Origin of the sequence: Asaia sp. BMEF1 (assembly GCF_051628905.1) — a bacterium.
GTDB lineage: Bacteria > Pseudomonadota > Alphaproteobacteria > Acetobacterales > Acetobacteraceae > Asaia.
This window is the reverse complement of the sequence record NZ_CP157575.1, coordinates 376,776-401,574: the sequence shown is the minus strand read 5'-3', so window position 1 is coordinate 401,574 and position 24,799 is coordinate 376,776. Positions and strand designations below refer to the sequence as shown.

At 58.1% G+C, this 24,799-nt stretch carries 17 protein-coding genes; 11 read left to right on the top strand and 6 right to left on the bottom strand.

Annotation, left to right across the window (positions count from 1 at the left end):
* Position 1 precedes the first annotated feature (1 nt).
* The 8 genes from ABHV46_RS01710 (at position 2) to ABHV46_RS01675 (ending at position 11,642) form a co-directional block, all read left to right on the top strand.
* Entirely contained in the window at positions 2-1,156 is a 1,155-nt protein-coding gene (locus ABHV46_RS01710) for a hypothetical protein (protein ID WP_438382451.1), read from the top strand.
* The gene (locus tag ABHV46_RS01705) at positions 1,153-2,364 is read left to right on the top strand and encodes a Dyp-type peroxidase (RefSeq protein ID WP_438382450.1); all 1,212 of its coding nucleotides are present in this window, start codon (positions 1,153-1,155) and stop codon (positions 2,362-2,364) included. Before ABHV46_RS01710 ends, ABHV46_RS01705 begins: the two co-directional genes overlap by 4 nt.
* A 297-nt stretch (positions 2,365-2,661) precedes the next feature.
* Positions 2,662-3,096 carry a DUF2946 domain-containing protein gene (locus tag ABHV46_RS01700; RefSeq protein WP_438382449.1) on the top strand — a complete coding sequence of 145 codons (435 nt, stop codon included), beginning with the start codon at positions 2,662-2,664 and terminating at the stop codon, positions 3,094-3,096.
* A gap of 91 nt (positions 3,097-3,187) precedes the next feature.
* The gene (locus ABHV46_RS01695; RefSeq protein WP_438382448.1) at positions 3,188-5,326 is read left to right on the top strand and encodes a TonB-dependent receptor; all 2,139 of its coding nucleotides are present in this window, start codon (positions 3,188-3,190) and stop codon (positions 5,324-5,326) included.
* A 324-nt stretch (positions 5,327-5,650) separates the two neighbouring features.
* Positions 5,651-6,838: an MFS transporter gene (locus tag ABHV46_RS01690; protein ID WP_438382447.1), complete on the top strand. Its 1,188-nt coding sequence runs from the start codon at positions 5,651-5,653 to the stop codon at positions 6,836-6,838.
* Positions 6,839-7,529: 691 nt separating this feature from the next.
* Positions 7,530-9,872 carry a TonB-dependent receptor gene (locus ABHV46_RS01685; protein WP_438382446.1) on the top strand — a complete coding sequence of 781 codons (2,343 nt, stop codon included), beginning with the start codon at positions 7,530-7,532 and terminating at the stop codon, positions 9,870-9,872.
* A 10-nt stretch (positions 9,873-9,882) separates the two neighbouring features.
* The gene (locus ABHV46_RS01680) at positions 9,883-10,968 is read left to right on the top strand and encodes a sensor histidine kinase (RefSeq protein WP_438382445.1); all 1,086 of its coding nucleotides are present in this window, start codon (positions 9,883-9,885) and stop codon (positions 10,966-10,968) included.
* Entirely contained in the window at positions 10,965-11,642 is a 678-nt protein-coding gene (locus ABHV46_RS01675) for a response regulator transcription factor (protein ID WP_438382444.1), read from the top strand. The genes ABHV46_RS01680 and ABHV46_RS01675 overlap by 4 nt, the downstream gene beginning before the upstream one ends.
* A 72-nt stretch (positions 11,643-11,714) precedes the next feature.
* On the opposite strand, the gene pstS is transcribed toward ABHV46_RS01675, so the two are convergent.
* The 5 genes from pstS to ABHV46_RS01650 all read right to left on the bottom strand — a co-directional run bounded on the left by pstS (position 11,715) and on the right by ABHV46_RS01650 (position 18,245).
* Positions 11,715-12,722, bottom strand: a complete 1,008-nt coding sequence (gene pstS / locus ABHV46_RS01670) for a phosphate ABC transporter substrate-binding protein PstS (protein ID WP_438382443.1) — start codon at positions 12,720-12,722, stop codon at positions 11,715-11,717.
* A gap of 217 nt (positions 12,723-12,939) precedes the next feature.
* Entirely contained in the window at positions 12,940-14,517 is a 1,578-nt protein-coding gene (locus ABHV46_RS01665) for a carbohydrate porin (protein WP_336947295.1), read from the bottom strand.
* 540 nt (positions 14,518-15,057) lie between these two features.
* A complete protein-coding gene (locus ABHV46_RS01660; RefSeq protein WP_438382442.1) occupies positions 15,058-15,825 on the bottom strand; it encodes a copper resistance protein B in 768 nt (255 codons plus the stop codon).
* Positions 15,822-17,837: a copper resistance system multicopper oxidase gene (locus tag ABHV46_RS01655; protein ID WP_438382441.1), complete on the bottom strand. Its 2,016-nt coding sequence runs from the start codon at positions 17,835-17,837 to the stop codon at positions 15,822-15,824. The genes ABHV46_RS01660 and ABHV46_RS01655 overlap by 4 nt, the downstream gene beginning before the upstream one ends.
* 66 nt (positions 17,838-17,903) lie before the next feature.
* Positions 17,904-18,245 (bottom strand): hypothetical protein, encoded by a 342-nt coding sequence (locus tag ABHV46_RS01650; protein WP_438382440.1) that lies wholly within the window; start codon positions 18,243-18,245, stop codon positions 17,904-17,906.
* Positions 18,246-18,392: 147 nt separating this feature from the next.
* Here ABHV46_RS01650 and ABHV46_RS01645 point away from each other — a divergent pair, with 147 nt between their 5' ends.
* Both ABHV46_RS01645 and ABHV46_RS01640 read left to right on the top strand, forming a co-directional pair.
* Positions 18,393-18,608 carry a heavy-metal-associated domain-containing protein gene (locus ABHV46_RS01645; RefSeq protein ID WP_438382439.1) on the top strand — a complete coding sequence of 72 codons (216 nt, stop codon included), beginning with the start codon at positions 18,393-18,395 and terminating at the stop codon, positions 18,606-18,608.
* An 85-nt stretch (positions 18,609-18,693) separates the two neighbouring features.
* Positions 18,694-21,075 (top strand): heavy metal translocating P-type ATPase, encoded by a 2,382-nt coding sequence (locus tag ABHV46_RS01640; RefSeq protein ID WP_438382438.1) that lies wholly within the window; start codon positions 18,694-18,696, stop codon positions 21,073-21,075.
* Positions 21,076-21,112: 37 nt separating this feature from the next.
* Here ABHV46_RS01640 and ABHV46_RS01635 read toward each other — a convergent pair whose 3' ends face one another.
* The gene (locus ABHV46_RS01635) at positions 21,113-21,406 is read right to left on the bottom strand and encodes a superinfection immunity protein (RefSeq protein ID WP_336947305.1); all 294 of its coding nucleotides are present in this window, start codon (positions 21,404-21,406) and stop codon (positions 21,113-21,115) included.
* 430 nt (positions 21,407-21,836) lie between these two features.
* Here ABHV46_RS01635 and ABHV46_RS01630 point away from each other — a divergent pair, with 430 nt between their 5' ends.
* Complete coding sequence (locus ABHV46_RS01630) at positions 21,837-24,764, top strand: TonB-dependent receptor domain-containing protein (RefSeq protein WP_438382437.1); 2,928 nt, start codon at positions 21,837-21,839, stop codon at positions 24,762-24,764.
* Positions 24,765-24,799: the final 35 nt, after the last annotated feature.

Sequence of the window (24,799 nt, the reverse complement as noted above, 5' to 3'; positions counted from 1 at the left end):
TATGTTTTCTAGATTTTCGATTGCTGCCTGCACCGCCCTCACGCTCGTGGCTGCGGCCCTTCCTGCAAAGGCCGACCCGAAGGGGTTTCTCGAAACGCTGCATCGGCACACGACCCTGGCGTCGACCAGCCCCGGTAACGGCGATCTGAACCCATACGCCGTGGTCGTCGTCCCGCACGACATGGGTGTGCTGAAAAAGGATGAGGTTCTGGTCACGAACTTCAATAATATCAGCAATCTTCAGGGCACGGGCACCACGATCGTTGCCTATTCGCCGGTTTCGGGCAATGCGCGTCTCTTCGCCAACCTGCCAAGCAATCTCGCAGCCTGTCCGGGCGGGGTAGGGCTGACAACGGCCCTGACCATACTGAAAAAGGGCTGGATCATTGTCGGTAGTGCTCCGAGTAAAGATGGCACCACCACGACCAAGGGCGACGGGTGCCTTATCGTGCTCGACACAAACGGCAAATACATCACCACATGGAAAGGGCCACTCATCAACGCACCATGGGGCGATATTGCGAGTGTCGATCAGGGCGACAAGGCAACTCTGTTCATTTCCATGACGGGTTTCGATCTGCCGGGACCCAACGTTGTCGACCCGCAGACGCATTATCCGCCAATCCTGCACAAGGCGACGGTGCTGCGTCTCGAACTCAGCATCCCGGATGGCAGCCCCCCCGTGCTCGACAAGCAGACCGTCATTGCCAGCGGGTTTTCCGCGCGTGCCGATCGTGACAACTTCCTTTTCGGCCCAACGGGTCTTGCTCTCGACGACGATGGCACGCTTTTCGTCACCGACGGCTACGACAATGAAGTAACGGCCATCGATAATGCGCTGACCCGCACCGAGCCGGTAACGCGTGAGAATGATGCGGTTGGCAGGGTCATCACCAAGGGCGGGCTTCTGAACTGGCCGCTCGCCATGATCTGGGTGCCAGGTCACCACCTGCTTGTAGCCAATGGCCGAAACGGCCAGGTGGTCGAGATCGATCCGGCTGCCAGGAAGCAGATTTACGCGCAATGGGTCGATGCCGATCAGGCGCAGCAGCCACCCGGAAATGGCGATCTTTTCGGCCTTGCCATGACCCCCGATGGCAAGAGCTTCTATTATGTCGAAGACGACATGAACACGTTGAATGCGAGTCAGCCATGACTGATACGGAAAAACGCTTTCGCTTCGGCAGGCGCGGCTTTCTTGCCAGTTCCGTAGCGCTCGGCACGGTTGCGCCTCTCGTCGAGCAGGCTCGGGGCGCTCAGAACCCTGTCGTCCATCAGCCAGGCATTTTGACGCCGCAGCAGCCTTTTGCCTATTTCATCACCTTCGACGTTGCCACGACGAAGCGTGATGAACTGGCGTCATTGCTCAGGAAATGGACCGACGCAGCCGATGCCCTGATGGCCGGGAGACCGGTCGAGGGTCTGGTCGATTCAGGTGAGATCGCTGGGCTCAAGGATCGCGATCTCACCATCACGATCGGGTTCGGACCGAGTTTGTTCATGAAAGACGGCAAGGATCGTTTCGGGTTGAATGCCCATCGGACTGCCGCAATGGCCGATCTGCCGCGCTTTACCGGCGATCAGCTCGTCGATGCGCGCTCGGGTGGCGACCTATGCGTGCAGTGCTGTGCCAATGATCCTCAGACCACGCTTCATGCCTCGCGGGAGCTGACACGGCTGGCCTATAATATCGCCAATCCCCGCTGGGCCCAGGCCGGGTTCCTGCCGAGTTTCGGCAAGGGTAAGACCCCAAGAAACCTCATGGGCTTCAAGGATGGCACGATCAACCCGGACACGAGAAGCCCGGCGGCGGCTGATCGCTACATCTGGGCGGCCCGTTCCGATCTGCCCTGGATGCAGGGCGGTAGTTATCTGGTTTCACGCATAATACGCATCGCACTGGAACATTGGGATCGTACCCCTGTCGGCTTCCAGGAAGAGACGATGGGACGCGAAAAACTGAGTGGAGCGCCTATTGGTGGCCATGACGAGTTCGAACCGCTCACCCTCTCGCAGAAGGATCGTGATGGTAATCCGGTGACGGTGCAGAACTCTCATGCGCGGCTTGCAGCCCCGGAAGAAAATGGCGGCGCTCAGATTTTGCGGCGGGCCTATTCCTACGATAACGGGCTGAGCTTTACGGCAGAGCGCTGGCCACCCTGGCGTCAGGGCATGGAAATGGATGCCGGGCTCTTGTTTATGAGCTGGCAACAGGATCCCAGGACCGGGTTTGTGAAGATTTTCGATAAGATGTCGAAATTCGACATGATGAACCAGTATACGACCCATATTGGTGGTGGGCTTTTCGCCTGTCCGGGACGACCGAAGGGCGGCTATATCGGTCAAACTCTGATGGAAGCCTGAGGTCCAGCTTTCATTACTCGATGATAGCGAGGCACCGCGTCTTGCAAGGGGGCGGCGCTCTCCCCCTGTCGCAGTCAGAAGTATGGCGCTGAGGCTCCTTGGTAATACGTTTTCAATATAGAATGAATATGGGGGCACCTCGAAGATGTCGGGTTTTTCATCGGAATGAAGCGGGAGTATTTGAGTCCTGTTTTATCTCTCTGGACGTCTCCTGTTTCAGGTTGTAACCCACTGCCTATAGAACCGGACATGTGAGGGGACGGGGCGATTTACGGGGCTACGCCATACAGACGGAACATGAGCGAAGGCAGGACATTCTTCCGTCTTGCCATGGCCGTTCCTGTTCTGCTGGCCTTCCTCGCGTCGCTCATGCTCCAGAGCCTCGCTAGACCGGATGAGACACCGCGTTCTGAAATCGAGCGGCTAATCGGCGTTGATATCGCTTCGCCGAGCATGGCGTCGATGAGCATGGCCGGAAACATGGCTGATTGCGATGAGGCAGGCATGGTCATGCCTGCCCAGCCCAAGAGCCACAAGCCCGGTCATCATCACGACGCAGCCTGCGCTCTTTGTCCGCTTCTACAGCTTGGATTTTTCATCCTTGCCGTGGCGCTGCTGGTCGCTTTCGCCCGTAGTCTCAAGCTCAGTCAACGCGTCTTCTTGCCGCCCAGCCGTGCGCCGCCGGAACTCAGATGGGTTCTGCCGCCCGCCCAGGCACCTCCACTGACCTGATCACGCGCAAGTGTAGCTGACCTCATGATTCCGCGAAAAGTGGACGAGGAGCGTCAGCGGCTATTCTCGTTTTCGATCAGGATATATTCTCATGACTCTGCCCGGTTTAGGCAGGTCGCTCCGTCATGCGCGCCTTGCGCTCGGATGCACCTCAGTTTTTGCGCTCATTATTGCCTTAGATGCCCGAGCGGCGGCCGAAACCAAAACGGCCCCCTTACCCGAAGAAGACAGCAAGGCAGAATACCTACAGGTTCAGGGTATACGCCGCACGGCCATTCACTCTGCTGATACGGCGGCCCTGCTCAAAGGGTCTTTGGGCTACAGCATGTATTCCGCAGGCGGGGTCTCAGCGCTTCCCGTGCTGAATGGCATGGCCGATGACCGTGTGGCCACCATCGTAGATGGTGTGCGTATCGCTTCGGCCTGTCCCAATCACATGAATCCTGCGATGTCGTATATCGACCCCGACAGCGTCTCGACGGCCGAAGCCATCGCAGGCGTAACACCTGTCAGTATCGGTGGCGACAGCACGGGCGGCACGGTCAAGATCGAGCGCCGCGACCCGCTTTTTGCCAAGAGCGGCAAGATCCTCGTGACCGGGCATGTCAGAGGTGATTATCGCAGTAACGGTGGCGGCTCGGGTGCTTCAGGCACAGTCACCGTCGCGAATGACATGTTCAGCCTTCGCTATACCGGCTCTTACGCTCATGCCAGCAATTACCGTACGGGCGGGGAGGGGCGTCAGGTGCGTTCCACCAGTTATCTCTCTTTCAACCATGCGGTGACGGCAGGGTTGAAGAAAGACAATCATCTTCTGGCACTGACATTCGGTCAGCAGGACATCCCTTATGAAGGATTTCCTAACCAGTATATGGATATGACAAATAACCGCTCGACTTTCGTCAATGGCAAGTATCGTGGCGAATTCAACTGGGCAACGCTCGATGTGCGCGGTTTCTGGCAGCGCACCGATCATGTGATGAACATGATGAACGATAAAGGCGGTCATAGCGCCACCACCGGCATGCCGATGAATACCGATGCTCGAACGGCGGGGTATGCGATCGATCTGACCATACCGCTCTCAGCACGTCATAATATCAAGATTGGCAGCGGCTTTGACCATAACGGGCTGAATGACTGGTGGCCACCACTTGCAGGTAGCATGATGATGGGCCCCAATACGTTCCATAACATCAATAACGGTCATCGCGACCGGCTGGGCCATTATATTGAATGGAACGCGCAGTGGACGCGCCGCTTCTCCACGCAGCTCGGCCTGCGCAATGACCTGATCATGATGAATACAGGCAAGGTCGCGCCCTATTCATGGATGGGGATGATGCAGATGGCCGATATCATGGCGGCCAAACGGTTCAATGCGGCGTCGCGTGGGCGCACGGACACCAATTTCGACGTTACGGCGACCGGGCGGTGGCATGCGCTCGACAGCCTGATGTTCGAGGGCGGTTATGCCCGCAAGACACGGTCTCCCAATCTGTACGAACGCTATGCCTGGGGACGGGGCGCAATGGCCATGCGCATGATCGGCTGGTTCGGCGATGGGAACGGCTATGTCGGCAATCTTAATTTACGCCCGGAAATCGCGAACACGGCCAGCCTTACGGTGACGTGGCATGACCCCAAGGGGGACGGATGGAACCTCAAGCTCCAGCCCTTCTACACCTACACTGAGGGTTACATTAACGTCATGCGTATCGGCTCTCTTAGCAACGGCCTGTCGATGCTGCAATTCGTCAATCATAACGCGCAGAGCTACGGGCTGAACGGCTCGGGCCAGTATCGTTTGTGGGATACGGAGCGTTTCGGCCAGGGCAAGATCGTGAGCACCTTCAGTTGGGTACGAGGGCAGGATCTCGAAACGCATTCCGGCCTCTATCACCAAATGCCGGTCAATGGCACGGTCGGCCTGCGGGAGATCTGGCAGAACCTCACCGGCCGTGTCGATGTGACGCTTGTGAAAAAGAAATCGACGGTAGACTGGCTGCGCAACGAGCCTCGGACTCCCGGCTACGCCCTGCTCGGCCTTGGGGCGAGCTATCGCTGGCGCAAACTCACGCTCGATGGCAGCATCGAGAACGTGACAAACCAGAAATATTACCTGCCGCTCGGTGGCCTTTCACTTGGCGATTACAAGCAGACCGGCGTTCTGGGGCCGCTGGCCGGGCTCGGTCGGTCGTTTAATCTCAGCCTCACTGCAGCCTTCTGACATCGACCGACTGACAGGGCCGGTACCGTCTTTGATCGGGGTTCTTGGTCGAGCGCCCTGGCCTCAGGCAAGGGACGCGATTTAAACGAGGGGACAGGATGGAATCTGTCTTTCCGGTCAAAATCGCGTCATACCCGGGTTGGCCATCCATGCGTAATCGGCTATCGCCACAATCCGGGTCGGCGCTTCTCGCTTCGTGGGAAGGATCGGCCATGCAAATTAAAAGGCGCGTTCTTCTCTCGGTGCAGCCTCCGTCATTTACGCATGGCGGCATGGCCTTCGCAAAGCGCAGGCATGAAGGACTGCCCAAGATGAGGGGAAGTGATGTCAGTCCTGTCGAACGAGCAAGGTCACACGGTCGTGGTCGAGCAACGTATGCCCGTTCATGCCATGCTTCTTCTTGCCATGGCGGCATTTGTCACGTTGCTGACTGAGATCATGCCTGCCGGTTTGTTGTCATCCATTTCGAGCGGATTACGGGTGCCGCAAGCCGTCGGTGGGCAGTTCATCACGGCTTTTGCCCTTGGAGCGCTGTCTGCGGCCTTGCCCTCGACCGCCTTCACCCATCGCATGGCACGCAAGAAATTACTGCTGACGGGGCTGACAGGATTCGCTCTGGTGAATTTTGGCAATGCGTTCGTCAGCAGCTTTCCTCTCTCCCTGTGCATCCGTTTCATCGCGGGATGTTGCGGCGGGCTGATCTGGGCGATGTTTGCTGGATACGCGACGCGTCTCGCCCCTGACGGGCAAAAGGGACGTGCCATTGCCCTTGCCGGCTCAGGCGTTACGCTGGCCCTGGTGCTTGGAGCGCCGCTGAGTGCCTTTCTTGGGCATATTATCGGATGGCGTGGGGCATTCACTGCCCTGGGCGGTTTATCATTTATTCTTATTGTCTGGTCGGCTCTTGTTCTGCCCGATGCGCCGGGAAGTCAAAGCGAGGTCAGTTTCAGCATTGTGCGGACCGTGCGGCTGCCGGGCGTCCTGGCGAACCTGGCTGTTATCTTCAGCTTCGTCGCCGCTCACAGCCTGCTCTATGTCTATATAGAGCCGCTTTTAGGCCCTTCGGGGCTTGGCGGATGGATCGATGCACTTCTGCTGTTATTCGGTGCGGCTTCCGTGGTCGGGCTCTTCGTCACAGGCGTATTGATCGATCGTCACATGGCTTCACTGACCTCGGCCAGTATCGTCCTTTTTGCCTGCGCGAGCCTTATTCTCGGGCTGGCGCTTGCTCATCCTCTCCCGGTCTGTCTCGCTATCGTTCTCTGGGGGCTGACAACGGGCGGTTTTGCGGCGCTGTCCCAGAACGCCATGGCTCACGTAAGCGGTACGTCGCTCGATGCGGCGCAGGCGATGGCGACCACCGCCTGGAATCTGGCCGTTTCTCTCGGCGGCCTGCTGGGTGGCATAGCTCTGACCCATGCCACGATTGGGATCCTGCCTCTGATGGCAATTACGCTCCTTCTGGTTGGTCTGGTGACCTTCGTGAGAGGGCTGCGGCCTCTGCTCGGGTAACCGGGCCAGAAGGCGACTTCAGAGGTGCTTCATGGGTGTGATGTGCAGGCGCCGCTTTTTCGTTGCCCGAACGCTCAGGCCGATAATAGAGACGACAATTACAGTCGCCGCAACGCTGAGCGCGAGGGACTGCATGTCAGTCATCGCGTAATGTTCGTGTATCGGGCCCCACCATCTCATTGTGCGATCTCCCTTTCCTTAGGATCTGTCGGCGAACCGGCTTTTATCTGGCTCTTCAAGGCCCTCGATGATGGGCCGATCCACTCGACACCGTTACGATGCGCCCTGAATCCATTCAGATCAATACTTCAAAAATGTAAATAAATTCACAAAACACAAAATTGATATAGATCAAAACTGAATAATGGAGAATCTTATTTAAGAAACTAATTTATGTTTATTCACAACGTCAGAGTGTGATCTTTCCAGGTGGAAAAGCCTTTACGCGCGCGCATATTTCCTCCCCCTGGTGCAGGCTCGACCCAAGGAAGTAGTGCGATCAATAAAAGAAACAAATATACGAAGGTATAGTGATCGAAACCAAAGAGAATATGGTGGACTGTGGTCACGTCTATTACGACCGCCCTCACAGGAGGGCCGAAACATGCAGTTTCACTCAAATCATTCCGCTCGGTACCATTTCACCGTCCCTTTTTCTTATTCGAGTGGGTTCTTCGGATGGCCTTCGGGGTTGATCCTGTTCTTGTGCGCGGCCTTATCGAGTACGGCATCGGCTACCTCGGCAGACGCCGTGCGCGCCAAATCCAAGGCGACAGAGCATTCGTCACGCGCTCAAGGGGTAACGAAGAAACCTATCCACCCGACGAAAGCCGCACGACCCGACGCTGTCGAGACGATCCGGGTCGACAGAGAGGCGCATCGAACTGTGCGCGCGAATGGGTCCCTCCTGACGCCTTCGGACTGGCGCGGCGTTCTGAGCGGGTCAAACCCGCTTGCGCTTCTCTCCCAGGTGCCCGGTGTGTCCTATACGGCATCAGACGCCTATGGCCTGGATGAATCCGATGCGAGCCTATTCCTTCGCGGCTTTCACATGAACGAGCTTGGGGTAATGTTCGAAAATATTCCGCTCAATGAGACGAGTTTCGGAACCCTTAATGGCACGAACGTGCTCAATATCAGTGTTCCGGACACGATCGGGTCGATTTACGTGTCGCCGGGTACTGCGCGGGAAAATCTGTTTTCAAACAGTAATAATGGCGGGGAAATCAGATACACGCTGCTGGCACCGAGCCAGAAACGCTCCCTTTCGGTCAATCAGGGCGCGGGTAGTAACAATACGCTCGTCACCACGATCGTTGGCCAGACGGGCCAGATCGGCGCGAATGGCCCCAAGGTGATGGCTGGTTTTCAGCGCATCAGCAAAGACAAGTATCAGGGTTCCGGCAGCCAGTACATGATGCGCGGTAATATCAAGGCAACGCAGGATCTGAGCTGGGGCTCGCTCACCGGGTTTTTCTCGGCGTCTTCAGCGCGTATCTGGGGGTATAACGATGTCTCGCATGAGATGCTCGATCGGCTCGGCTGGCGTGGATCGGATTACAGCTATCCCGATTACGCGGCGGCCTACCATGCAGCGCTCCCTGAAAACGCTGATAAAATGTGCGGTGCCTATAGCTGTGCTGAGCGCGCAGCACTTACGCCCTATGATAGCGGTCAGGTCTCGCGCGACTTTATCGGCTCTCTCGCCCATGAATTTCGTATCACTCCAAGACTAAGCGGTAAGGCTGTGTTCTATGGAGCGAGCACCTATACCGATGCGAGCGTCTCGGACCCGACAACCCCTTCAGAGACGGGCGCGCCGTTTTCAGAGCAGGTCTGGCACTCGGCGGTGCAGCGCTTCGGTGGATCGTTCGAGCTGAATTATCGCGTTGCGCGTCACACAGTGTCGGCTGGCCTCTGGCAGGAAGCCGCTTCTTCGGACGCGCATCAGGCGTGGTACAATGAGCCTCTTTTAGGCACTGGCGCACCTCTAAAAGCAGTCGGCCCCTTCACGGTCTATGGACCGGCCTTTCAGATGGCCAATCTCTCAACCTGGCACACGCGGTCGCAGCAGATCTTTCTTCGTGACGACTGGAAGCTTTCCGACGCGCTGACCGTGAGTGCGGGTTTCAAGGCTGTCAATTTCGTCTCTGACGGAGGGGGCACGGGGTTCGATGATGCGCCACGAGGCCGTCTGCGCTCGCAGGCAGGGTTTCTGCCCCATCTTTCCGCTCTCTGGCGTTATAATGGGCATGACGATCTGTTTATCGATGCTGCCCAGACGCAAAGCGCCTATCGTCTCTCACCAAGAGGCAATATCGGCTATTCGGCTTCCATCTGGTCGGCATCGGATCAGGCGAGTTTCGATGAGGCCCTCGGTCGCATCGCGCCCGAACGCGACACGACCGTAACGTTGGGCGGTCATATCCGTCGACACTGGCTGTCGCTGTCATGGGACGCGTATTTCAGCCAGATAGAAAACCGCCTCGTATCGGCCTCCGTCGGCACCTTGCATAGCCCGGTCAATACAGTAGGCATCGTGCGGGCATCGCATATATGGGGCGGGGACCTTGCCGCGAGTCTGCCCATCGGAGAGCATTTCACTCTGCGTCAGTCTCTTTCTGTCAGTCGCTTTCGCTATGGCGGCGATCTTACCATCGATGGTGAGACATTTGGGCTGAGAGGCAAAGCGCAGCCGGGCTATCCCGAACTGAGCCTGCAGACGAGTGCGCTGCTCCACGTGTCGAGGCTGGAAATCGGGGCGACGAATATCGTCTATCTCAAGCGGCCTTTCTCCTACACCAATGACATTATGGGGCCGAATTACTGGAACATGACGGCTTATGCATCGTGGAAATTCGAGCGTCATGGGGCCTTGCCGCCTATCGCTGCGCGGTTCGATGTCTATAATCTGATGAACAGCAAGATGATCGGCAATCTGAATGTCGACGGGGCGCCGTTCTCGGGAGACTATCAGACCATGCAGCGTTCTGCCCCTCGTCAAATGGTTATCAGTCTCGGAACCCGGTTCTGACGAGGGCAGTATGAAGGATCAACACGTCATTCGTTATCTTCATCCTTTCTGTCTCTTGATCATCATTGTCGCAATTTTTGTGGCCGACACCCTGACCCATTACGAAGTCGCGATGCCGGTGCTTTATACGGTCGTGATCCTCTACGCCGCCCTTGTCATAAGGCGCGGCGCGATCGGTCTGCTTACCCTTGTCTGTCTGGCCCTTACCGGGGTCAGCTTCGCCTTTACGGTGCGGGGCAACGTGCCAAGCGGGCTGATCAATCTCGGCTTGAGCACCGCGGCGATCGTCATCACCGCCTGGCTTGCGCTCAGGATGTTGCAGGCCAGGGATATTGCCCTGCGTACCCAGGAACGCCTGACCCGCGTTACCACCGCCCAAACGCTCAGTGGGCTCACAACCTCTATCGTGCATGAGCTGAACCAGCCCCTGGCTGCTGTTACGATGAGCAGTCAGGCCTGCAAGCGCTGGCTCTCGCTTGCCCCTCCCGATTTCGAGCGGGCGCGCAATGCGCTGGCGCGTATCGAAGCCGATGCCACTCGCGCTGCCGCCATTCTGACGCGTATGCGTGCGCTGACCAAAGGCGGAACGCCGGAGGCGCAGCGTTTTTCACTGGGGCAGGCGATCGGCGAGGTGGTGCAGATGATACGCCACCGGCTGGACCAGCACGGCATTTTCTATCGCTTCATCGAGATGCACGAGCCGGTTCTCGCCTATGCCGATCCTGTGCAGATCCAGCAGGTCACGGGCAATCTTCTCGCAAACGCCATCGAGGCCATCATCGACACGAAGCAGTCAGGGGGGGTCATAGAGGCGCGGATCTGGTACGAAGAGGGTCATGCCTGCTGCCGGATCGAGGATAATGGCGCGGGTATTCCCCCAGGCCTTGCTTCACATCTGTTCGAGGCATTCTGGACGAGCAAGGAAGAAGGCACCGGAATCGGTCTGGCCATCAGTCGCAATCTGGTCGAGGCCAATAAGGGGCAGATCTGGGTGATGCAGGATCAGAAAAAAGGAACGGCTTTCTGCTACCGCATTCCGGCGGCGACACCCCCGGAACGCGAGAGCAAGGGCAGGGAGGTCAAAGGCGGCCCATGAGCAATCAACTCGTTACACCGCAGAACCGAGCCCGTATTCATGTTGTGGACGACGATGCTTCGATCCGTCATGCGCTCGAAGATCTCCTGATGTCAGTCGGATATGACGTCTGCTGTTTTCCCGATGCTGATTCCTTTCTCCGTGCGGCGCCTTGGTCCGGCCCAAGCGTTCTGGTTCTGGATATCCGAATGCCGGGACTATCGGGAATGGATTTTCACCGCCGCCTCAAGGAGCGCGGTAGTTTGACACCCGTGATATTCATTACCGGGCATGGCGATATCGCCATGGGTGTCGAGGCCATGAAAAACGGTGCGATCGAATTTCTGACCAAGCCCTTTCGCGATATCGACTTGCTGGATGCCATTCATCGCGGACTGATAATGGATGAGACAAGATTGAGCCGTCAGCAGGAAGATGAGGCGCTTATCGGCCGGTGGGCACTTCTGACCGAAGGAGAACGCGCCGTCGCCCTGCGTGTGGTCGCAGGGCTGCTGAACAAGCAGACCGCCGCCGAGCTGGGACTAAGCGAGATCACGGTCAAGGTGCGACGGTCCAATCTGATGCGGAAAATGGAGGCGAGCAGCCTGCCAGAACTGGTTAGACAACTCGATCGGCTCAAGGAACACCTTGATCTATCTCGGTCGGGCGTCGTCCAGTCCGAACGGACAGGTTGAATCGAAAAGGGCGCCCGAGAGCGCCCCTTCCTGCAATACAGACCAGATGAAACATCCATCCGGAAGCGGTTTTCAGTTCTTCGGCCAACCGCTGAGAACGCCGTCCTTGACCGATTGCGGCAGCGGGACGTAGTCGAGCTTGACCGCGTCAGGGTTGCCATTCTTCAGTGCGTAGCTGAAGAAATCCTTCACGGCCTTGCCCTGAGCCGCATCCTTCGGGTCGGTCGGGACCAGAACGAAGGTGGCGCTCATGATCGGCCAGGCATTGGCGCCTGCGATGTCGAGCAGATCGACGGCATAACGGTCAGCATGTGCCCAGTCGGCATGGGCAGCGGACGCGGCGAACGACGCGGCATTCGGCGCGATATAGGCGCCGTCACGGTCGCGCAGCTGGGCCATGTTCAGATGATTGCGGCTCGCATAGGCGTATTCGACATAGCCGATACCACCTTCTGATTCCTTGACCCCTGCGGCAACGCCGTCATTGCCGCGTGCGCCAGCACCGCCAGCCCAGGCGATGGACGTGCCCGCGCCGAACTTGCCTTTCCAGCCAGCCGAGACCTTCGAGAGGTAGGAGGTGAACACGAAGCTCGTGCCCGATGCATCGGCGCGATGGATCGGCGCGACATCGGAGTCAGGCAGCTTCAGGCCGGGGTTTAGGGCGGCAATGCGCGGGTCGTTCCAGGTGGAAATCGTACCATCGTACAGACCGGCGATGGTCGGACCGTCGAGCTTGAGCTTGCCCGGCTCAATGCCCGGCACGTTCACGATGACGACGATGCCGCCCATGGCAGTCGGGAACTGATAGAGCTTGTTGCTGTCGAGCTTGGCCGCATCCATCGGCTTGTCGGACGCGCCGAAATCGACCGTGCGCGCGATAGCCTGATTCTGACCGGCGCCCGACCCGACGCTCTGGTAATTGACCGAGGTGCCAATGGCCTTCTGCGCCGTCTCGCCCCAGGCGCCATAGATCGGCGCGGCGAAGCTCGACCCGGCCCCGGTGATGGTCGCCGCGTGCGAAACGCCACAGCTCAGAGCCAGGGAGAGGGAAAGAGCGCCGAAAATACGGGAAAGCTGCATTGTGTGACCTCAATAGATCTAGATGACGGCTCGTTCTATCGGCGCCAGCAACAGGAAGATACACATATAAGATGATAGTTTTATGAAATGCCCGAGGGGCGAAAACAGAGCAGAATTGCTGTGATTTCCTGCGATTGCGGCGCTGTCCGATAGCTGCGCAGAAACGACAAACGCCCCTTCGGAAAGGGGCGTTTGCTGATTTTGGGCTCGTGAGGCGTCAGAAAGTGACGCCGGTCTCGAAATCGAGCAGCAGCGCGTTTTTGTAGCGGTTCGTGCCGCCTGGATGCCAGATATATTGCAGGCCCGGCCGTACCGTCAGCCAGGGGGTCGGGCGCCAGCCATAGTTGAGTTCGCCTGCATGTTCGCCGCTCGGCTTGAGCAGTCCGTTATCGGTACCCTGCTGGGCCTGTAGAGCCCCTACATAAGCGCCCAGTTTCGGATTGACGAAATTGAACTTGCCCCCAAGGCTGATCGTATCGTTCGGCCGGTTCCAGAACGTTCCCTTGCGCACGATACCCCATGTGATGAAGTAGGGTGCGATAGCGGTGCGCGGGTCACCCCAGGTGAAAGACAGAAAGGCCACCGTTGAGCGCGATGAGTCGCTCTTGTCTCGCTGAAGCATCTGGTCAGCCATGAACCAGCCGCCGTAACGGCCTCGTACTTTTTCGATCGGCAGATTACCGAGCACGGCGTTCGGGAGTTCGAAGCCCGCGAGCTGTGCATAGACATTCTTGACTTCGGACGTATCCCAGTAGCCGCCGAATTTCACGTTTGTCGGCAGGCGTCCCTTGCTGTCCGTTCCGCCGAAATGATAGCCAATCTGGAAGGGTAGATAGGCGCCGGTCGAATTATGCAGACCGAGCTTCCATGCGTATCCGGTGTTCGAAATGGTCGGGTCAACGTTATAGATGCCCGCTGAAACGAGCATCCGCTCGTCGCCAAACGGATAGAGCTTCAGGAAAGCGCCGGGATGAGCCGTAGGATAATAGCCATAGCCCGAGTTGCTGGCGAGTGCCTGAGGCATACCGCAAATCGCGTTCGATTCGAACTGGCAATACAGGCTCATGCCCCAATGCATGGTCGACTGACCGAAATCGTTTTCGGTGTTGATCCAGCCGATTTCGGTATCGGCATAGCGGTTCCACTGCATCTCCCATGACAGGCGCGTGAAGCGGATCGTCTCGCCCGAGCCGAAAATCTGCTGCGGGCTGTTCAGGGTCGGCAGTTTTTGCCCGATACCAAGACCGGCGCGTTCGGTCAGCAGGACGTGGAACATGCCGTAGTTATGGCCGGTCAGCTGGGCGAAATTGACATCTGCGCCCAGGCCGACTTCATGGGCATACCGTACGACCTGCGTTTTGCCGCCAACCGGGTTGCCTGCGGAATCCTGCAGATAATGACCCTGCGGGGTGATGCCCATGTTTTGCAGGCGCGTGCGCAGGCCACCCCAGTCGCCTGTCATGGTTGGCTGCTTCAGCCAGTCTGAGAAGCTTTTCGGAAACAGAGCCTCGTCACCGGGGACGGGGATGTAAGGATGGCGCACCGTGCCCAGTGTAGGCTGCGAGCGGTCATAAGGGCTGCCGAAAAGGCTAGGCGGGCTATCCTTGCTCGGCCCTGAAGAATTCGTGGTTGCTGATATCTTTTCGGTCGGATCGAGCGTCGCTGCGGTCTCGTTGCTTGAGCTTGTCTGCTGGCTCTGTGATTGGGCGAAAGCCTGAACGCCAAGGAAGCAGCTTCCCAATACGGTTCCGGCAGCCCAGAGAGAACGAAGCCTTCCGGTTCTTGAAACAGGCATGTTCGCGCACACTCTTTAGGTCTGATTGTTGGCCCCGTGAGTGGCCGAATGGCCCCGTCCTATCAATATTTCATTGTATGACAAGTAGATTGACAATTCTGGACCGAAACCCACGATTTGAGTAAATTGGCGTGATTTTTCGGCAACACTCACGGTATGAATGGATAATTTAGAAAAATTACCTAAGACTTACTTTTAGTCCTGAAAACATTAACGCGTTTGATTTGTATTTGAAATGAAGCCTCTGTAATTCTCTGATAGACGCGCTCTATGTCACCGATCGATTTTAACTATATCTGATCCAAGGGTGACGTGCGGTTAACGAAGTTTACCGACAGTCTCCCATGATCGTTTGGGCTCGAACGCAGGCAACTACCTAACGCGAGAGAATCGCAACTGAGGAAGGTTAGGACCTTGCCGGGAGCGTTGCGTCTGCTTTCTCGGCAGACACGCACGCTGGTTCCAGGGGGTAGCTCCGTGCCAGGCGTTCCACCGGTGAGAAGCGGAGGCGCCCTGGCAAGAAACAGAGCCGCGCTTGCGTCAGAACCAGCTTCGGATCCCGAATGTGAGTCGCAGATTGCCTGCGCTGTCGTCGCGCTCATGCGCGAACCGGCGCGCCTGCTGCAACGCGCCATCATAGGTCACTGCAATATACGGAGCGAATTTCCGCCAGACCTCGTAGCGCAGCCTCAGCCCTGTATCGATCTCCGAGAGCCCCGCACCGCTCCCCCGCACCTTGTCCTGTTTCGAGTATAGGTTCAGCTCCACCTGAGGCTGAAGGATCAGGCGATTGGTGATCGGTATATCGTACGACCCTTCGAGCCGCCCGGCGAAGCGTCCGCGATCGCTTACATAAGCCGTCGCCTGCACCTCGAACTGATATAACGCCAGTCCCTGAATGCCGAATGCGCCCCATGTGCGGGTCGGGCCGCTATCCAGATCGACGCGCACGCCACCCTGCACGTCGAAATAGGTCGAGATGGAACGGCTGTAGAGGAGCTCCTGATCGCCATCGCTCATGCGCCCTTTTGTCAGCGTTCCTTCAGACCTAAGCCAGAGCCGGTTGTAGTCTCCGCCTATCCAGGCTTCGCCATCCCACCGAAAGCTTGAATTCTGACCGGCAACACGCCCTTCGAGCTGGTTGAGCAGGCCATGGACCCACACGCCCTGATCCATCACCGGCATCACACCATCTATATAGCTGGGCATGGGTTGCATAACGCTCGTCGAAGCGGTTTCAGCTCGTGCGTGGGACATGCCCGTCAGAGATAACGCCGCGAGGAGAGTTTTTCGCGTTATGCCCTTCATGACACCACCACCGTTCTGAACATGCCGAGATGCATGTGGTAGATGAGATGACAGTGAAACGCCCACATGCCAGGCGTGTCTGCCGTGACGAGATAACTCAGCGTCGACCCCGGCTGCGAAATGATCGTGTGCTTGTTGGGACGTCGGTCACCCTGGCCATTCTCAAGCTCGCTCCAGAACCCATGAAGATGGATCGGGTGCTCCATCATCGTGTCATTGATGAGCGTAATCCGAACCCGTTCATTGAGCGCGAGATGGATCGGGCCTGCTTCTGAAAACTTCTTCGCGTCGAAGCCCCAGATATAGCGCATCATGTTACCCGTCAGATGCAGCACGATCTCTCTGCTGGGTGGCCGTAAATCGGGAGCGGGTTTGAGCGCGCGCAGCATGGCGTAACTCAGAACCTTGCGCCCGTTATGCTCCAGCCCGTCGCCGGGTTCGGCCAGCCGGTCGACTGGATTCATCGCGACGTTCTGGTTCTCGACATTTTTGGGCGGTGGACCGGGATCGTCAATGACGATTGCGGGCGCCGCATTCTGTCGTTTTTCTGGGGTTGACGATGCCGCATGGGGTGTTGTCATGCCGCTCATGCCGCTCATGCCGCTCATGCCGCTCATGCCGCTCATGCCGCTCATGCCGCTCATGCCGCTCATGCCGCTCATGCCGCTCATGCCGCTCATGCCGCTCATGCCGCTCATGCCGCTCATGCCGCTCATGCCGCTCATGCCGCTCATGCCGCTCATGCCGCTCATGCCGCTCATGCCGCTCATGCCGCTCATGCCGCTCATGCCGCTCATGCCGCTCATGCCGCTCATGCCGCTCATGCCGCTCATGCCGCTCATGCCGCTCATGCCGGGATGCGCGCCCATTCGCCCCATCCCCATATCCACCATGCTGCGCACCGGGCGAGGGTCCATTTTCGGGATAGGCCCTGTCATACCCTTTCGCGGGGCGAGGGTGCCGCGTGCATAGCCCGTGCGGTCTTCAGACTGAACGAAAATAGTCCAGGCGCGCTCGTCCTTCGGCTGTACGATCACATCATAGGTTTCTGCGGGAGCGATGCGAAACTCCTCAACCACGACTGGCTCGACATCCTGACCGTCGGCGGAAATGACTGAAAAAGAAAGGCCAGGAATGCGGAAATCGAACAGCGTCATGGCCGAAGCATTGATCACCCGCAGACGAATGCGCTCGCCCGGCGAAAACACACCTGTCCAATTGGCGTCGGGCGATTGTCCGTTGATCAGATAGGTGTAGATCACCCCGCTGACATCGGAAATGTCGGTGGCTGACATGCGCATATGCGACCACATCAGGCGATTATCGATGGCATTGCCCAGGCCGTTTTCCCGCGCCTCATGAAAAAGCGAGGCCACTGTACGCTGGCGGAAATTATAATAATCGTCCTGCTGTTTCAGATTACTGATGATGTCGTGCGGTGCGACATCGCTCCAGTCTGAGAGCACCATCACGTAGTCGCGGTCGCATTGATGGAGTGGCGCGCCCTTGGGGTCGATCACCAGCGCACCGTATAATCCCTGCGCCTCCTGCATGCCGGAATGGCTGTGATACCAATAGGTGCCCGACTGCTTCACCGGAAAACGATAGGTGAATCGCCCTTTCGCAGGCACACCGGCAAAGCTGACGCCTGGCACGCCATCCATATTGGCCGGGAGTCTGATGCCGTGCCAATGGATCGAGGTCGGGGTGTCGAGCCGGTTGATAACGTCAAGAACCACGTCATCGCCCTCACGCCAGCGAAGGGTTGGCGCCGGTACGCTGCCATTGACGGTAAAGCCACGACCGGTGCGCGAGCCTATCGCCCAAGGGCATGTATCGACCGTGAGCGCATAGCGGGATGCTGCGGAGAGCGGTATCGCAGACGCCTCGGGACCCGAAGAGAAGGGCGCCTCGGGCATCACCTCTGTGCAGGCGGTAAGGCCAAGGCCGGACAGCCCCGTGACAAAATGCCGACGGGAAAGACCGGCCCCTTTGCGGGGACGAATATTCATGAAGCAAGACCTGAACGAACGAGACGAAACAGGGCACGGCACTTGAGCGCCGGGGCCAGAACGGAGTCAGAGCGTCAGGAAAAATCTCGGAGGTCTCAGATCGGGCGGTGCCCTGCGCTCAGCGAGAGCAGGGGGCGGGGTGGTCTCAAATCGCGCCACATCGCTCAGCCCCGGTGTCGCCAGCGCGATAGCGATGGGCGCGTCAAAGCTGGAAAGACAGGAGGGACTGGGCAGGCAACTTCCACAGCCATGGCTGTGGCCGTGATGCGACACTGGCGCTTCGTGATGATCGCCGCACCCGGTCTCGGATGAGGCAATCGGCGCACCAAGTGTGGAAACCATGGGCGCACAGCCAGTCTCGCTTGCCTGTACGGGCGTGAAACCCCTCAGAACAAGAAAAAACGTCATCACAAGGACGACCCAGAAAGGACGGCGCGGCCGGAGCATGAGCCTCATAGCGAAGTGGATGGCACCTACTCTCTCAGAGCTGCGAGTTGATTGCAACGGCTTTGATGCCTAACTAAAGGCTCTGGTGACCGAGCAGAGGAACATAACATGAGCGACACACTGCATTTTCAGGTCGAAGGCATGTCCTGCGGCGGCTGTTCGAGCAGGCTTGAAAAGAGCCTGTCAGAAATTCCCGGCGTTGAGGCGGTCAAGGCAAGCCATGAAACGGGTGCGGTTAACGTGACCCTGGGCGCACAGCCCGTGCCCAGAGGCGCTATCGAGACAGTGATCGAGGAAACCGGCTTCGATGTGGTGCGGGGCTAAAGCCTCGCCCATTTGAGCCTGCCTTCAGGCGCGCGGCCTGAGGTGCGGTTTATCTTCCCGCCTAGCATGACCGAGGCCTCAGCGTATGTCCGTCCAGATTCTCGATCTTGAAGTGACTGGCATGAGCTGTGCCGCCTGCGCGGCGCGACTTGAGAAGGTACTCAATCGTCAGGCGGGTCTGGAGGCGGCTGTCAATTTTGCCTCGTCGCGCGCAATAATCACCCGAGGGGAGGCTGCGCCCGATCTCGCCTCCATCGAGAAACTGGTGGAAAAGACAGGTTTCGGGCTCGCCCGTAACGAGATCATGCTCTCGATAAGTGGTATGAGCTGTGCCGCATGCTCCGCACGCGTCGAAAAAATTCTCAATCGCCTCCCGGGTGTCACGGCGTCGGTCAATCTGGCGACTGAGCAGGCTCTTGTACAGACCATCGCCGGGGCGGCCGATCAGACAGCTCTCATCGGCGCGATTGAAAAAGCCGGCTTTTCGGCAGTCCCGGTGCAGGACCAGGCGCCCTCTCGCAAGGAGACATCGGAGCAGCATCGTGCCCTGATCGACCTTACGGTGACGGCACTGTTCTGTCTGCCGTTCCTTGTCGAGATGATGGGCATGGCGTTCGGGCAGCACGACCTAGTTCCGCTGTGGCTGCAAGCGATCTGTGCGTCGGTGGTGCAGTTTTATTCGGCACGCCACTTCTATCGCAGCGCCTGGCATGCGCTACGCACCAAGGCTGCCAACATGAACGTGTTGGTCTGTCTCGGCACGAGCATCGCCTACGGGTTCAGCCTGATCGTTACTGTTTTCAGCATCGGCCTGCCCGTCTATTTCGAGGCAAGCGCTTTCGTGATCCTGCTCGTTTCTCTCGGGCGCCTTCTTGAAGCGCGTGCCCGGCACAAAGCCGCTGCTGGGCTGGAGGCCCTGCTGAACCTTAAACCCGAAACCGCCAATCGTGTGGAAGAAGACAGGGTTGTGACCTGTCCGGTTACCGCGCTGCGTCTGGGTGACGTGTTTCTGCTGCGTCCGGGTGAGGTCGTGCCGGTCGATGGCGTGGTTATCGAGGGCGAAACCGAGATCAATGAATCGATGCTGACGGGAGAGGCCAACCCGGTTCTGCGCCGAAGCGGCGATACGATCTACGCCGGAACCCTGAACACGACCGGCGTGCTGCGCGCCCGGGCGACATCTCTCGGTGCCGATACGGCACTCGCCCGTATCGTGGCTTTGGTGTCGCGTGCTCAGGGCTCCAAGGCGCCTATCCAGCGACTGGCCGACCGCGTGTCGGCGGTCTTCGTGCCTGCGATCATTGCGATCGCTCTCCTGACCTTCTTCGTCGGCTGGGTTGTGACGGGCAGTGCGAGCTGGAGTCTCGTCTCCGCCATCTCCGTGCTCGTCATTGCCTGTCCTTGTTCACTCGGCCTTGCGACACCCACAGCGCTCATGGTCGGTACGGGCAAGGCGGCATCGGTCGGAATTCTGTTCCGTAACGCCGAGGCCCTTGAGAGGGCCTGTCGTCTCACTGTGCTAGCCTTTGACAAAACGGGCACCATTACACTCGGCGAACCCCGCGTGCATGACGTGCTGCCTGCCAGCGGCATGACAGAGCAGTCGCTCCTCGGACTTGCGGCGGCACTTGAGGTGAATTCCGAGCATCCGCTCGGGCGCGCGATCGTTGGCGAAGCCAAGGCGAGAGGTGTCGATTATGGCATGACCTTCGAGCGCTTCCGCGCCGTGCCTGGGAAGGGAATAGAAGCGTGGCAGGGTGAGGATCGTTATCTGATCGGCACGCAGGCATATCTCCTGTCAGAACAGATCGATGGTGCGAGGGACGTTGTTCCAGATCGTCAGGCGACACAAGCCTTTGTGGCTCGAAACGGCGTTTGTCTCGGCGTGGTCACCCTGACAGACCGGATACGCCCGGAGGCTGCACAGATCATAAGCTGGCTTCGTGCAAGCGATATTCGCTCCGTCATGCTGACAGGGGATAGCCAGGTCATGGCTGAGGCGATTGCTTCAGAGGTCGGTATCGATCAGGTTTCGGCTGCCCTGAGGCCGGAGGGAAAGGTTGCCGCCATAGAGGCCCTGCGCAGACCGGGGCAGATGATCGGTATGACTGGCGACGGCATCAACGACGCTCCGGCTCTGGCGGCGGCGGATATAAGCATCGCCATCGGGTCGGGCTCCGCCGCAGCGCTAGAAACCGCCGATCTGGTGCTAATGAGCGCCGATCTGCGCGCCATACAGGACGCGCTTTCGCTCTCTCGGGCGACGGTCAGGAAGATAAAGCAGAACCTTGCTTTTGCTTTCGGCTATAATCTGGCCGCCATTCCTCTTGCAGCCTGCGGCTTTCTGAGCCCCGCGATTGCTGGCGGTGCGATGGCTCTTAGCTCCGTCTCGGTTGTGACGAATTCCTTGCTGCTCAATCGGTGGCGGTCGCAACGTAAGCCGACCAGATCGTCACGCGGTATATAAAAAACCTCTGACCGGGAATCTGACGTGCCGCTCTTTCTCAGCGCCGATGGACGTAGAACCCCACTGCAATAGCGCCGATTTCGATTAAGAAGGCGCCCAGAAACATGAGGCTTGCAAGCCTTGTTTTCGGGTTTTTGCGCGCATCGAATGGATACGGCTTATTGGTCAGCGCCCATGACAGCGTTCCAAGCCACCCCGCAAAGGTGAGCCCGGTCGCAAGATTGCAGACAAATAACTGGCGCAGGTAAGACCGTCGCAGCATGAGGGCGACAAGGCTTGGCATCAGGAAAAATACAATGCCAAAAGCACCCGCCAGAGCATAGATCTTCATGGGTCACCGCACTTTGTAAGCAATTCTAGTCTCCGTCAGCGTTAATGTTACGATAAAGAAACATGACCACTGAGTAAAGCCGATAGTTGTCGGAGGATGATTTCGGCGTTCTTCAGGGGCGCAATTCCTGAGAATGTGCCGCTACCATTCGCCAATCATCCTGCCGTTCAACGCCTGAGGCGCCAGACCTCCTCGCTATTACCGCAGACGGGAAAGAGAGAGCCATGTTCGGTGAGCCGCGCCGCACATCGTCCTCTGCGTGCGGGGGCAGCAAGCATTGTTAACGAATGTTGCGCGCTTACAACATAATTGTTGCATTATTGCGTTTCTTTTCGATTTCGTAACCCTGACCGTTGCACGACATACGGTGTTTCTGCGACGAAACCGTATCGAAACATTGTTTCTCCTCTCTCCTTGGGTGACTTTCTGTATGAAGTGCCATTCGATCCTCGCAAGGGTTCTCGGTGCCACCGTTCTCACGTCGTCGTGGTGCGGCGTTACTGCAGCAATTGCTGCAACTCCGGCGCATAAACACGCTACCCATCGCGCCGCCAGCAGCGTGAAACCTGCGGTCAAGCAGAGTGTGGTAGCGACTGACGGCAGCCGTGCGGCCATCCCGACGGCTGCGCCTGCCGCCAAGCCGGCGAGCCGCGCACGCGTGCTCTCCACCGCCATGACTGACGGCGGTAACGAGAATATCGTCGTTACAGGCTCGATGCTGCGCAGCTCGAACAATCAGAACGCCAATCCGGTTCAGATCGTCACGGCCAAGCAGATCCAGCAAACGGCAGCGACGACGCTGGGCGATTATCTGCAGCGCCTGCCCTCAATTGGAAATTCGGGCGCATCCAACACCCAGACGAACGGCTTTGGCGGTGTGTCCTGCACCGATATCCGTAATCTTAGCTCGAAGCGCGTTCTGGTTCTGATCGACGGCAAGCGCGTTGCGCAGGACCCAGGCGCTGCCTGTGTGGATCTCAATACCATTCCGATCGAGCAGATTGCGAGCGTGGAAATCCTGAAAGACGGCGGCTCGGAGCTTTACGGCGCCGATGCGGTCTCGGGTGTCGTCAACATCAAGCTGCGTCACGACCTGACTACCGGTGGCATGACCATTCGTGGCGGTATTACCGATCAGGGCGATTCACGTACAGGTCTGATCTCGGGCTACAAGGGGTGGAACTTCGATCACGACAAGGGCAACATCACGCTTTCGGGTCAGTACCTCACCCAGGGGCCGGTGATGCAGCGAGACCGTGACTGGTCACGCCTCGTTCAGGCCTCGAACGATCCCGGCGTGCCGCCGATATACGGTTCGGGTTATGCAGCCAATACGCGCGTTCTGAGCGGCCCGGGCGCCGGGCTGATTTCGAATAACGATGGGTCAACCTTCTCGAAATATACTGCGGCTAACCGCTATAATTACGGCAATGACCAGAGCCTGACGAATTATGTGCAGAACTCTGTTCTTTCGGGCGACGCGCATTACAAGTTTAGCGACCACTTCAATCTCTATGCCAATGTCCGCTATGCGCACAAGACGGCAGCCGCCTCACTGGCGCCATCGCCCGTTGCCGGGTCGATCTATCCGTCGCAGCTTTCCAATCCGCTGACCCTTCCTGCCGGGGCGCCCTATAACCCGTTCGGCGTCGATACGATCGTGCAGAAGCGCTATACCGATCTTGGGAACCGTCGACAGGAATATGCGACCGATAACGTTCAGATCACCGGTGGCATGAACGGTCTGATTACCCATAACTGGTATTACGATGCTTCGATGGGCTACGGCGTAAGTCAGGCGCGTTATGACACCAATAATATGGGTAATTATCGCCATATCCTGCAGGAATACGGCATCCGACAGACCGATCCGACCGATGCCAGCAGCGGCGTGGTCTACGATCCTTCGGTGTGTCAGGCTGCCGCCGGATGCACGCTGCAAAGCCCGTTCGCTCCGATGTCGCAGCAGGGCGCGTCCTATGCCAAGTTCAACCAGCACGATCATTCGCAATACATGATCCGCGATTTCAATCTGCGTGTGAATAACGACAAGGTCGTCAAGATGCCTTACCAGCATGGTGGCGATCTGGGGCTGGCGTTTGGTCTTGAACACCGTAGCGAGCAGCTCAGCTATGCGCCCGATCCGCTTGCCGTCAATGGTGACACGACCGGCAACACCCAGTCCTATACAGGTGGTGGCTTCAACGCGACCGAGATTTATGGCGAGGCCAAGCTGCCGCTGTTGCGCGATGCATTTCTTGCCAAGGATCTGACCGTCGACGCCCAGGGACGCTGGTCGCATTACAACACTTTCGGCAACACCCAGAACTGGAAGGTCGGCATCAACTGGGCGCCGATCCGCGATATCCGCTTCCGTGCGACTCTCGGTACTTCCTATCGCCAGCCTAACGTTTATGAGCTCTACCAGGGCCAGTCGCTGGGCTATGCAGCGGCAAACGATCCCTGCTCGGGAGCGACCAGCCCGACTGTAGTTGCCAACTGCATGAAGCAAGGGATCAACCCAGCCACGTTCGAGGTGGCCAATTCGGGGCAGGTGCCTTCCATCAGCGGCGGCAACAAGAATCTGCGCCCTGAGACGGGACGTACCTATACCGTCGGTACGGTCATCACCCCTCGCTGGATCCCCAACTTGTCAGCGTCGGTCGAATACTGGCATTACACGATCAAGAACGCGATCAGTGCTGTCTCCGCGCAGTATGTCCTTGATTCCTGCTACACAGGTTCAGCACCGCAATATTGTGCCGATGTCGTGCGGTCGTCCAACCAGCAGATCAATTATGTCAGCACCCTTTATGACAATCTGGGCGGACTCAAGACGTCAGGGATCGACTTCGATCTCGACTATCGCTTCCGGATCAATCACGCGAACACGCTGACCCTGTCGAACAACCTGCAGCAGATCGTTTCCTATCTTCAGCAGAACGAGCCGGGCGGATCGTGGTATAATTATGCCGGGCGCCTTTTCTTCCAGGGTTCTTCAGCAGTGGGCATGCCCAACGGTATTCCGCGCGTTTCCAATTACACGACTGCATCGTGGCAGCATAATGCCTTCACCTTCACTTACATGCTTCACTACACTGGCGGCATGGTGTGGAACGACATGTCAGAAGATCTGACGTCTAAAACGGCCGGACAGTGGCGCACACCGGGCATTTTCACGCATGACGTGACCGTCAATTACCGTTGGAACAAGTGGAATTTCGAAGGGGGTGTGAACAATATCCTCGACAAGAACCCGCCCTTCGTTTTCGACACAGCGACGAACACCGCCAACGCGATCTATTCCGGCGCAATGATCGGTCGCTATGTGTTCCTTCAGGTTAACCGGACGTTCTGAGACCTGAAGCGTGTCTCCCCATCGGCACAATCGGG